Raw genomic sequence first — 11508 nt, 5'->3', positions numbered from 1 at the left:
TTCCAGGCCGCCCGTTTCGCTCACCGGTCCACCCCGCCCATCACCGGGTCGATGCTGGCGACCGCGGCGATCACGTCGGCGATGAGCGCACCTTCGCTCATCGCGGCGACCGCCTGCAGGTTGGTGAACGACGGGTCTCGGTAGTGCACCCGGTAGGGCCGGGTGCCGCCGTCGCTGACCATGTGCACCCCCAGCTCGCCGCGCGGCGACTCGACCGAGACGAACACCTGCCCGGGCGGCACCCACAGATCCTCGGTGACCCGCTTGAAGTGGTGGATCAGCCCTTCCATCGAGTGGCCCATGATCCAGCCGATGTGCTCGCGCGAGTTACCCTGCCCGTCCGGGCCTATCGTCAGGTCGCCCGGCCAGGCGATCTTGCGGTCTTCGATCATGACGGGATCGCCGTGCGACTTGACCAACTTTTCTACACACTGCTCGACGATTTTCAGCGACTCCTTGATCTCCGCGATACGGATCAGGTAACGGCCGTAGGCATCACAGCCGTCATCGGTGATCACATCGAACTTGTAGTCCTGGTAGCCGCAGTAGGGTTCTTCGCGGCGGACGTCGTACGGCAGGCCGGTGGACCTCAGCACGGGGCCGGTGATGCCCAGCGCCATGCATCCGGTCAGATCCAGGTAGCCCACGCCTTTGGTGCGGGCCTTCCAGATGTAGTTATCGGTGAGCAGGTCCTCGATGTCCTTGAGCCGCTTGGGCATCAGCTTGAGGAAGTCGCGGATCTGCCCGATCGCCTCGTCGGGCAGGTCCACCGAGACCCCGCCGGGCCGGATGTACTGGTGGTTCATCCGCAGTCCGGTGATGGTCTCGAAGATGTCGAGCACCAGTTCGCGTTCCCGGAAGCCGAACAGCATCACCGACAGCGCGCCGAGTTCCATGCCGCCGGTCGCCAGCGCAACCAGATGCGAGGAGATCCGGTTGAGCTCCATCATCAGTACTCGGATCTGGCTGACACGCGGTGGGATCTCGTCGGTGACGTCGAGCAGCTTCTCCACGCCGAGGCAGTAGGCGACCTCGTTGAAGAACGGCGACAGATAGTCCATCCGGGTCACGAACGTGACGCCCTGGGTCCAGTAACGGCTCTCCAGGTTCTTCTCGATGCCGGTGTGCAGATAGCCGATGCCGCAACGGGCTTCGGTCACCGTCTCGCCGTCGAGTTCGAGGATCAGGCGCAGCACACCGTGCGTCGACGGATGCTGGGGGCCCATGTTGACGACGATGCGTTCGCCGGGGTCGGCGGCCCTGGCCGCTTCGACCACCTGGTCCCATTCCTGGCCGCCGACGTTCAGGACGGTCCGGGGTGTTTCGGTGCTCATCAGTTGTAAGCCCTCCGCTGGTCCGGCGGCGGTATATGCGCGCCCTTGTACTCGACCGGGATGCCGCCCAGCGGGTAGTCCTTGCGTTGCGGGTGGCCGTGCCAGTCGTCGGGCATCTCGATCCGGGTCAGCGCGGGGTGCCCGTCGAAGATGATCCCGAAGAAGTCATAGGTCTCGCGCTCGTGCCAGTCGGTGGTGGGATAGATCCCATACAGCGACGGGATGTGCGGATCCGCGTCCGGCGCAGCGACTTCCAGCCGGATCCGCCGTCCGTGGGTGATGGACCGCAGCGGGTAGACGGCGTGCAGCTCACGGTCGGTGTCGGCGGGGTAGTGCACGCCGGAGACCCCGAGGCTCAGTTCGAAGCGCAGGTCTGGCTCGTCGCGCAGCAGCTGGGCGACGGCCGGCAGCTGTGCCCGATGGACATACAGCGTCAGCTCGCCGCGGTAGACCACCACTTTCTCGACGGCATCGGCGAATTCGATCCCTTCGCGCTGCAGCACCGCGGTGAGGGTGTCCACGACTTCGTCGAAGTAGCCGCCGTAGGGACGCGGCGTCTCTCCCGGTAGCGCCGCCTCATTCACCAGACGTCCGTACCCGGACGTGTCGCCGGTGCCGGCCGCGCCGAACAGGCCGCGACGGACCTTGATCACATCCTCGGAGTCGGCCGGGCCTTCACCGTCGGCAGTGCCCTGGCTCACCGCAGCAACCCCCTCATCTGCCAGGTGGATGGGGCCGACAGGGCCGCCTCTTCGGTGGCAGTGATCACCTGCTCCCGGTTAGCGCCCAACGGCATATCGCGAATCTTCTCGTGCAGCTTGAGGATTGCGTACATCAGCATCTCCGGCCGCGGCGGGCAGCCGGGCAGGTAGATGTCGACCGGGACGACATGGTCCACCCCCTGCACGATCGCGTAGTTGTTGAACATCCCGCCCGACGATGCGCACACGCCCATCGACAGCACCCATTTCGGCTCGACCATCTGGTCGTAGATCTGCCGCAGCACCGGTGCCATCTTCTGGCTGACGCGGCCGGCCACGATCATCAGATCGGCCTGTCGCGGCGAGGCCCGGAACACCTCCATGCCGAACCGGGAGATGTCGTAGTCGGGCGCCATCGACGACATCATCTCGATCGCGCAACACGCCAGGCCGAAGGTGGCCGGCCACAGCGAGCCTTTGCGGAAATAACCGGCGAGGTCCTCCACGGTGGACAACAGGAGACCGCTCGGTAGTTGCTCTTCTAATCCCATCGATAAGCCCGCCTACTCCAAATCAATCCCAATTGAGGCCGCCGCGCCGCCAGACGTAGGCATACGCGACGAAGACGACGGCGGCGAAGAGCAACATTTCGATCAGGGCGAACACCCCGAGGCCGTCGAAGGCGACCGCCCAGGGATAGAGAAAAACGATCTCGATGTCGAAGACGATGAACAGCATCGCGGTCAGGTAGTACTTCACCGGGAAGCGCTGCCCGGGCGGGGCATGCGGTCCGCTGACCGGCTGGTCGGTGGGTTCGATGCCGCACTCGTAGGCCTCCAGCTTCGACCGGTTGTAGCGCGACGGGCCGGCCAGCGCCCCGGCGACCACGGAGAACACGGCAAAACCGGCGGCGAGCGCGGCGAGCGCGAGGATCGGCAGATACTGGTTCATGCTCAGTGACGTGGTTCCCTTCCGGGCGTCGTTTGTGAGTTCAGGCACAGCCTAGCCCGCGGCAACCGGGAGGTCGCGGAGAATCTGAAATTGTCGGCAACTGTGACCGGCGTCACCATCAGCGACCAACGGCCACAGGGCAATTCGCTTCTGAGGCTGCCCTAACCCGGCGGTTCAGCGAGGCTCGACGCAGGAGAGCCGAAGCTGGGACCGCCGTATGGGCCGGGCGGTTCAGCGAGGCTGGGACTGCCGTCTCAGCCCGGCGTCGGGGTACGCAGCAGCCCCAGCACCGCACGGCTCAGCGCCATCGGGTCCACCGGGTGCGGCAGCGCGCCGTCGGCGTGGGACCATCTCGCCAGCCATACGTCGTCTGCGCGGCCGGTCAGCACCACGATCGGCGGGCAGGGCGTGAGCTCATCCTTGAGCTGTTTGCAGATGCCCATCCCGCCGGCCGGGGTGGCCTCGCCGTCCAGGATGGCGAGGTCGATGCCGCCGGCGTCCATCTGCCGGATCACCACCGGTTCCGTCGCGACTTCGACATAGTTCAGCTCCGGTAGATCCGGGTGCAGGTGCTTGCCCAACGCGGTCATGACCCGCGCGCGGGTAGCGGCATCGTCGCTGTAGACCAGGATCCGCAGCGCTTGGGAGGAAGGCGTGGAGTCAGACACGTTGGGAATGCTACTGCTCGTATGGCGCCGATAGAGCGGGTTTGCGCGACGACCACCGAAGTGACTGTCGCGCAGTGACTCTAAGGCTTCAACGATCGTAGCCGGGGTGGTCGATCGAGAGCCGGTGGCGCACCAGGGTATAGAGGCAGGCTTCGACCGCGTCGAATCTGTCGTCGAGGTCACCGGCCCGGATGGCGGCGGCCAGGCTGGCCTCGTCGGTGAAACCCAGTCCGGACAGGGCGTGCGTCGCGGCGCCGGCGGCGGTGTCGCGCAACTCCCGTTCGACGATGCGCAGCGCGTTGGCGGCGACCCTGGCGTGGAAGTTGACCTGGCCGTCGGTGGGCCCGCGGCCGCCGCGGTTCAGAAACGCCGCGTCGAGGAACTCGGCGACCGCGGTGACGAGCTCGGCGGCGCTCGGCCGCCGGCCGGTCGCACCCGGTGTCAGCGGCCCGGCTTGTTCTTCCGGCGCCGAGGGGCGGGTATCGGCGGGCGCGCGGGCGAGCAGCCGCAGCAGGTCCCATTCGGTTTCGGAGACCCGCCGGCCGATGGTCGCCAGCTCCACCGAGCGGGTCTGCCCGCTCAGGTGCCGTTCGGCCTGGTAGCGGCAGATGATTCCCCAGCGCAGCGTGCCCAGCACCAGCCACCAGTCGAACCGCCGGCGGTCGACCACCGTGCCGGAGGCGTGCTGGTAGGCGGTCAAAAACTCCTCGATGGCGCCCAGCCCGCCGGCGGCACGCTCGGGCGGGGCGCCGAAACGCCAGGCGCGTTGGCAGAACCAGGCCAGGTCCTCGCAGCCGTCGCCGAGATGCACCAGCTCCCAGTCCAGCACCGCCGCCAGGTCGGCACCATCGACGATCAGGTTGCCCATCCGGAAGTCGCCGTGCACCAGCTGTGGCTGCGCCGGCGGTGGACGGTGGGCGGCCAGCCACCGAAACGCCCACTCGAACACGGCGGTGGTGTCGTGCATGGCGTCCAGCTGGGCGCGGCAGGCGGCGAGTTGGTCCTCGTCGCTCAGCGCCATATCGGCCGGATCGGCGCGATGGATGGCGGCCAGCGCCTGCGCGCATTGCCGCAACAGGGCGTCACGCCCGGGGTCATCGAGCTGACGTTCGATGCGTCGGACCACCGTCTCGCCCGCGATCTCATCGCAGATCAGGAACGGATTACCCAGTGCCGCCGGAGAATTATCGGCGATAAGGACGGTCGGTACCGGAGCCCCGGCGGTGCGCGCGGCGCGCTGGGCGTGGGCTTCCAGCTCCATGCTGGCGTGGACCTCATCGGGGGGGCCGGTACGCAGGATCAGCGGGCGGCGCCCCGAGCCGCCGACGGCGTCGAACGCCCAGGTGACCCGGCTGGCCCCGCCGGTCAGCGCGCGCAGGCCCTCGACGGTCACCGGACCCAGCACCGGGGCCAGCACCGCCGAAAGCCGGTCGGCCAGTTGGTCGGCGGTCATCGGCGACGGTCGAATCCGAACAGTCGCTGCGCGACTCGTCGGATCTGGATCTCCTCGGCGCCTTCGGTGATCCGGTAGCGGCGGTGATGCCGGTAGATGTGCTCGAACGGTTCGTGGCGGGTGTATCCGATCCCGCCGAAGGTCTGGATGGCACGGTCGGCGGCCTCGCACACCAGTCGGTTGGCACGGTAGTTGGCCATCGACACCTTGTCGGAGACCTCCAGGTGGTGGTCGCGGTCGAGGTGCCAGGCCGCGTAGTTCACCAGCAGCCGAACCATCTGCGCCTCGGTCTGCAATTCGGCCAGCGGCCACTGGACAGCCTGGTTGACCGAGAGCGGCTTGCCGAACACCACGCGTTTGGTGGCGTATTCGGCAGCCCGGTCGATGCAGTACTGGGCGGCACCCAGACTGGAGGCCGCCTGGCGGATCCGGTTCTCGTGCAGGAAGGTCTGGGCGACCTCCAGGCCGCGGTCCACCTCGCCGAGCACCGCATCGGCGGGCACCCGCACGTCGGTGAGTTCGACCTCGCCGTGGTCGCTGGGCATGTTGAACGTCCACCAGTAGAACGGGACGCGGAATCCCGGTGTATCGGTGGGAACCAGGAAAGCGGTGATGCCACGCGCCGAGCCGGCCTCGCCGGAGGTGCGTGCGAAGATCAGGTCATGGGTGGCGCGATGCACCCCGGTGTTGAACCGTTTGGCACCGTTGATCACCCAACCGCCGTCGGCGGGTTCGGCGCGGGTCTCCAGCCAGGTCGCATCCGAGCCGTGGTCCGGTTCGGTCAGCCCGAACGCCATCGACCGCTCACCGGTGATCAGGGCCTCCGACCAATCGCGGCGCTGCTCATCGGTGCCGAACCGCTCCATCATGATGACCTGCGGAAAGTTGCCGACGATCGAGGACTCGTCCTGCAGGTCGTTGTGCAAACCGAGCCCTTTGTGCGCCAAGTGCTCCCGGATCACCGCCATATCGACGTTGCTGCCGCCCCGGCCGCCCAGCGACGAGGGCAGCCCATAGCGCAGCCAGCCGGCGGCGTCGGCGCGGCGGCGCATCTCGGCCAGTAGGTCCTCCCAGTCCCGGTTCGGGATGCCGCCGTTCTCCACGTCGGTGCGGGCGAACTCCCGGCGGTGGTCGAAGTACTGCATGTTCGCGGCCTGCAGCGGCGCGATCTCGCGCTCGATGAAGTCGTCCATTTCGGCGAGCAGCGCCGGAAGGTGTTCGGGCAATGTGAAATCCATGGCAAGTCCTCCGTGTTCAGCGGCCGTACAGGGTCTTCCTCCAGATCGTCGACAGCGTCGCGATGGCATCGCTGTCGCTGATTCGCCAGCCCGGTCCGGAGGGGCCGACGAAGACGACGGTGAAGTTCTCGAACAACAGCGCGATCGCCGCCGCGATGTGGTCGGGTTCGAGGTCGAGGCCGTGCCCCTGTTGCTGGGCGCGCCGAACCGAGGCGGCGACGATCTCCATGCCGAATCGGCGGAATTCGTTCTGCAGCACCGCGAATCGTTGGCTGGTGGCCGCGAGCTGGGCGACGGCGATCATGATCCCGATGTTCTGCTTGAACATGGACCAGTAGGCGCCGACCACCGAGGTGAAGAATTCGGTGTCCTGCGGGGAGTCGGGCAACCGCATCTTCAGCCGGGAAGGCTCGACGACGTCGGACAGGAATGACTCCGCCAGCGCTGCCAGCAGATCCTCTTTGTCCTGGAAGTACCGGTAGAGCACCGCTGTGGACTTGCCGGCCGCCGACGTGATGTCGGCAAGCGTGGTGCCGTGAAAGCCGCGCTCTGCGAACAGCTCCCGGGCGGCCTGCTCGATGGCCTGGCGCGTCTGGCGGCCCTTGGAGCTGAGCTCACGCTGGCTGGACATCGTGGTGGTCAGTTCCGTTTCCGGTCTCCGGCGGCCAACAGCGCGCTGGGCAGACCATGGCCGACGACCGAGCTGGCCACGCCTGCGGCGGCGATGGCGGCCTCGAGGTCGATGCCGGTGTCGATCCCGCAGTCGCCCAGCAGGTAGACCAGATCTTCGGTGGCGATGTTGCCGGTGGCGCCGGGTGCGAACGGGCAGCCCCCCAGGCCGCCGGCCGACGCGTCGAGCCGGGTGATGCCCGCCTGAACCGCAGCGTAGGCGCATGCCAGACCGGCGCCACGGGTGTTGTGGAAGTGCGCCCCCAGCGGTGTGGCGCCGACGATCGGCCGCACCGCGGCGATCAGGTCGGTGACCCGACGCGGGGTGGCGGTGCCTATGGTGTCGGCGATCGCCAGCCGGTCGATGCCGACCGCGACCGCCGATTCGGCGATGTCGGTGACGCGCCGCGCCGGCGTCGGTCCGTCGAACGGGCAGTCCCACGCGGTGGCGATGATGACCTCGATGGACCCGCCGGCGTCATGGGCGATGCCGGCGATGTCGCCGATCGCCGCCGCGGCGTCGGCGGTCGGGCGGCCCACGTTGGCCGAACTGAACGAATCCGAGGCGCACACCACGTACTCGATCGAGGTCAGGCCCGCGGCGACTGCGCGGGCGGCGCCACCCGGGCTGGCGACCAGTGCGGAGAACTCCAGGTCGGGGTAGCGCCACAGCTCGGCGGCGAGTTCGGCGGCATCAGCCAGTGCGGGGACCTTGGTGGGGGACACGAACGAGGTCACCTCTACCTCGCGCACTCCGGTCGCCGCGACCGCGGTGAGCAGTTCGAGCTTGGCGCGCAACGGGATCGGCTGCTCGATCTGCAGCCCGTCGCGCAGCGCCACCTCGCGAATCTCGACCTTGTCGGGTATCACAACACCCCCTCGGCGCGTAGGGCATCCAGTTCGGCGGCGGTCTTGCCCAACAGTTCGCCGTAGACCTCGTCGTTGTGTTGCCCCGGCCGAGCCGACCCGGCAGTACGGATCCGGCCCGGGGTGTCCGAGAGCACCGGAACGATGCCGGGGCCCAGCACCGTACGCTCGGCGCCTTCGTCCCAGTGCTCGGCGAGCATGCCGCGGGCCCGCAGTTGCGGGTCGTTGACCACCTCGGCGACGGTGTTGATCGGCCCGGAGATCACCCCGGCGTCGCTCAGCGTCGCGATGATGTCGTCGGGCTTACGCTGTGCGGCCCATTCGCCGATGATCGCGTCCAGCTCGTCCTGATTGCGGCCGCGGGCCACGTGGTCGGCGAACCGCGGGTCGGTCGCCAGTTCGGACCGGCCCATCGCCTGACACAGTCGGGCGAACACACTGTCCTGGTTGGCGGCGATCACCACCCAGCTGCCGTCGGCCGACTGATAGATGTTCGACGGCGCGATGCCCTCCAGGCGGGTGCCGGACGGCCCGCGCACCACGCCGCCGACGTCGTAGTCGGGGATGGTGGATTCCTGGATGGCCAAGCAGGATTCGGTCAGGGCCACATCGACCACCTGGCCTTCGCCGGTGACCGTGCGCCGGTAGAGGGCGGCGAGTGCGCCTTGGGCGGCGAACATGCCGGCCAGGCTGTCGCCCAGTGAGAGCGCCAGCCGCGGCGGGGGACCACCCGGGAAGCCGTTCATGTGCCGCAGCCCGCTGGCCGCCTCGGCGACCGAGGCGTACCCGGCCTTGTGGGCGTCCGGCCCGGTCTGTCCGTAGCCGGAGACCCGCACCAGGATGATGCCGTTGTTGCGCTGACGCAGCACGTCAAAGCCCAGACCCCAGCGTTCCAGCGTGCCGGGACGGAAGTTCTCCACGACGATGTCGGCGTTGTCGATCAGCTCCAGGAACAGCTCGCGCCCGCGGTCGGTGCGCAGGTCCAGCGTGACGGCCTTCTTGTTGCGGGCGTGCACGGTCCAGAAGAAGTGGCGCCCGTCGAGTTCGGCCTGCCCCCAGGTGCGCAGCGGGTCGGGCTTGCCGGGCAGCTCGACCTTGATGACCTCGGCGCCCATGTCGCCGAGCAGGCGCCCGGCGAACGGCCCGGAGATCAGCGTGCCGAGCTCGATGACCCGGATGCCGTCAAGTGCGCCTGCGGGTGTGGTCATGCCGACGAGCCTACGAAGTCATGCCGGCTCAGCCAATCGGTGACGATGTCCACCGCCCGACGCAGCGCGTCGCGCTGGTCCGGGCCGGCGTAGTAATGGTTGGCACCGGCGATTTCGTGGATCTCCTTGTCCGGGTGCCCGATGGCCTCGAACAGCCGGCGGGTGTGGCTGGGGGTGCAGGCGTCATCGGCGGAGTTGCCGATCACCAGCGCGGGCACCGCGATGTCACGGCCGCAGTCCAGGCCGTCACCGTTGGCGTCGTCGTAGCTCCACTGCGACAGCCAGCTGCGCAGCGTACAGAACCGCGCCAGACCGACCGGGCTCATGTTCACCACCTGCGGATCGCCCAGATAGCAGCTGCCGGGGGTGCGGTCGTTGGGGTCCACCGCCGGATCCAGCCAGCGCGGGTCGGCCATGGTGCCGTGCACCACGAACGCGAACTCGTCGTCGGGGCGGCCGCTGCTTTGAAGTCCGGCCAGTTTCGCCTTGACCCAGGCGGTGATCCGGCGGTTCCGCTCGATCTGGGCCTGGCGGTAGCGGTCCAGGAATTCTCCGGTGTAGGGCGGCTGGTTGGGATTGTCCGGGTTGTAGAGATCCAGCTCCGGATCACGCTTGGTGGGGTCGGATTCGTCGAGGATCGAGGCGTCGAGCCATTCGGTCATGGTGCCGTGCCGGCTGATGTGGGCGGCCAGCAGCATGATCCCGTCGGCGGGGATCAGGCCGAGCCTGGTCAGGTCGGGGCCGTCGCCGGACGGGCTGGCGGTCACCGTCGGATGCTGCGCCTGCTGTTGGTAGAACAGCGACAGTGAGCCGCCGCCGCTCCACCCGGCCAGCACCACCTTGGAATAGCCGAGCCGGTTCTTGGCGTCTTTGAGGCATTCGCCGAGATCCTCGACCACCTTCTCCATCAGCAGTGCCGAGTCGGTGCCGCGGAATCGGCTGTTGCAGTAGATGACGTGGTGTCCGGCGCGCGCGAGTGCGTTGACCATCGGCAGGTAGGCGCCACCGCCGATGGGGTGCATGAACACCAGCACGGTGTCACTCGGGCTTTCTTTGGGGCGCAGCAGGTAGCTCTCCAGCACCACCAGTTCGGCCACGCCGCCGTAGACGTCACGGACACCGGAATTATTCTGGTAGGCAATGAGATACGGGATGCGTTCGTAGTCGTGCTTGGCGGTCATGCGTGCTGTCCTAGGTCGGCGGCGAGAACTTGCGGTGACGGGGTGAGGCGGCGCCGGGTGTCGATGGCGATGACCTGCCAGTCGACACGCTGGTAGTCGTCGAATTTGCGCCGAGCGCGCTCGCGGGCTTTTTCTGGGGCACCGTGGTGCACGCCTTGCGGCGCGTGACTGATCAGTCCTGGCGGCATCGGAATCCCGTAGAGCGATCCGCCGTGGAAGAAGGCGATCTCGTCGTAGTCGACGTTGCGGTGATACCAGGGGGTGCGCTCGGTGCCCGGTACACCCTCGGCGGGCTTGGGCAGGAAGTTCATCACGTACACCCCGGTGGCCTGCATGAACAGGTGCACCGTCGGGGGCAGGTGGAGGCTGTCGGAGGTGACGACGTTGTAATCGGCGATGTTGAAGGTGAACGCGAAATTGTCGCCGCGCCAGCCCGCCACATCGATCGGATTGTGTTGGTAGTACAGCGTTGTCGGACCGCCCTCGTGGATCAGCCGGACTTCGTACTCGTCGCGTCCGTCTCGGAAGGGGTCGGGGTCGATGGGGGCCGGTTCGGGGATGACTGCCTGGGACGGGTCGAATGGGAAGTGCCGGCCCAGCGGACCAGGCGGTGGCACCCGGAACTCGTCGGAGGCCTGAATCATCAGCAGTGTGGTCTCGGTGGCGGGCAGCTGGCGCCAGGTGGTCGCCTTCGGCAGATAAACCCAGTCGCCCTCGCGGTAGTCCAGCGGTCCGAACTCGGTCTCCAGCCGTCCGGAGCCGGCGTGCACGAAGCACAGCAGGTCGCCGTCGACGTAGCGGACATGAAACGGCATCTCGGCGGAGCGCCGCGACAGCGAGATGGCGCAGTCGTCATTGTGGAACAGCCGCAGCGGCCCTCCGGCGGGGTCGGCGGCGTCGGCCGGTTCGAGTTGGGGGGCCAGCACGTCGACGGGCCGCAGCGGGCCCTCGGCGCGATAGGCGGTCGGATCATGGCGCCGGTACATGTTGGCGGTGCGGCCGGTGAAGCCGCCGCGGCCGAGCTCGTCGTCCTTCAACCCATCCAGATCAGCGTGGACCCGCTTGGGCGTGACGCCTTTGCGCAGGTGAACAAAGGATTCCATCGGCGGCCCCAATCCGTCGCGCAAAAAGTAAAAGCAACATTACTTTTTGTTCTGAGCCGAGGCAAGGGCCGTCTTGACGTCGCGAGCAGACGCGAAAGCCCCCAAATCCGGGTGGAAATGGGGGCCTTGGCGTCT

General features: G+C 67.8%; 12 protein-coding genes. All 12 read right to left on the bottom strand.

All coding sequences use genetic code 11. From position 1 onward, the window contains the following. Window positions 1-20: 20 nt before the first annotated feature. Entirely contained in the window at window positions 21-1334 is a 1314-nt protein-coding gene (nuoD, locus tag BST10_RS00575) for an NADH dehydrogenase (quinone) subunit D (RefSeq protein WP_083035791.1), read from the bottom strand. Continuing rightward, the gene (locus BST10_RS00570) at window positions 1334-2035 is read right to left on the bottom strand and encodes an NADH-quinone oxidoreductase subunit C (RefSeq protein WP_083035788.1); all 702 of its coding nucleotides are present in this window, start codon (window positions 2033-2035) and stop codon (window positions 1334-1336) included. The genes nuoD and BST10_RS00570 overlap by 1 nt, the downstream gene beginning before the upstream one ends. Next, entirely contained in the window at window positions 2032-2586 is a 555-nt protein-coding gene (locus BST10_RS00565; protein WP_013829789.1) for a NuoB/complex I 20 kDa subunit family protein, read from the bottom strand. Before BST10_RS00565 ends, BST10_RS00570 begins: the two co-directional genes overlap by 4 nt. A gap of 22 nt (window positions 2587-2608) precedes the next feature. Further along, window positions 2609-2986 carry an NADH-quinone oxidoreductase subunit A gene (locus BST10_RS00560; RefSeq protein ID WP_013829788.1) on the bottom strand — a complete coding sequence of 126 codons (378 nt, stop codon included), beginning with the start codon at window positions 2984-2986 and terminating at the stop codon, window positions 2609-2611. A gap of 254 nt (window positions 2987-3240) precedes the next feature. After that, the gene (locus tag BST10_RS00555; protein WP_083035786.1) at window positions 3241-3654 is read right to left on the bottom strand and encodes an Rv3143 family two-component system response regulator; all 414 of its coding nucleotides are present in this window, start codon (window positions 3652-3654) and stop codon (window positions 3241-3243) included. Window positions 3655-3742: 88 nt separating this feature from the next. Further along, the gene (locus BST10_RS00550; RefSeq protein ID WP_083035784.1) at window positions 3743-5107 is read right to left on the bottom strand and encodes a phosphotransferase family protein; all 1365 of its coding nucleotides are present in this window, start codon (window positions 5105-5107) and stop codon (window positions 3743-3745) included. Next, complete coding sequence (locus BST10_RS00545) at window positions 5104-6345, bottom strand: acyl-CoA dehydrogenase family protein (protein ID WP_083035781.1); 1242 nt, start codon at window positions 6343-6345, stop codon at window positions 5104-5106. Before BST10_RS00545 ends, BST10_RS00550 begins: the two co-directional genes overlap by 4 nt. 16 nt (window positions 6346-6361) lie before the next feature. Further along, window positions 6362-6976, bottom strand: a complete 615-nt coding sequence (locus BST10_RS00540) for a TetR/AcrR family transcriptional regulator (protein WP_083035778.1) — start codon at window positions 6974-6976, stop codon at window positions 6362-6364. Between the two features lie 8 nt (window positions 6977-6984). Then, window positions 6985-7884, bottom strand: a complete 900-nt coding sequence (locus BST10_RS00535; RefSeq protein ID WP_083035776.1) for a hydroxymethylglutaryl-CoA lyase — start codon at window positions 7882-7884, stop codon at window positions 6985-6987. Beyond that, entirely contained in the window at window positions 7881-9089 is a 1209-nt protein-coding gene (locus BST10_RS00530) for a CaiB/BaiF CoA transferase family protein (protein ID WP_013829782.1), read from the bottom strand. The genes BST10_RS00535 and BST10_RS00530 overlap by 4 nt, the downstream gene beginning before the upstream one ends. Beyond that, window positions 9086-10270 (bottom strand): alpha/beta hydrolase, encoded by a 1185-nt coding sequence (locus BST10_RS00525; protein WP_083035773.1) that lies wholly within the window; start codon window positions 10268-10270, stop codon window positions 9086-9088. The genes BST10_RS00530 and BST10_RS00525 overlap by 4 nt, the downstream gene beginning before the upstream one ends. After that, window positions 10267-11373: a homogentisate 1,2-dioxygenase gene (locus tag BST10_RS00520; protein WP_083035771.1), complete on the bottom strand. Its 1107-nt coding sequence runs from the start codon at window positions 11371-11373 to the stop codon at window positions 10267-10269. Before BST10_RS00520 ends, BST10_RS00525 begins: the two co-directional genes overlap by 4 nt. Between the last annotated feature and the right edge of the window lie 135 nt (window positions 11374-11508).

Origin of the sequence: Mycolicibacter algericus DSM 45454, from assembly GCF_002086455.1 — a bacterium.
GTDB classification, from domain to species: Bacteria; Actinomycetota; Actinomycetes; order Mycobacteriales; family Mycobacteriaceae; genus Mycobacterium; species Mycobacterium algericum.
Note: the sequence above shows the minus strand (reverse complement) of the source record. Positions and strands in the feature narration are given on the sequence as shown.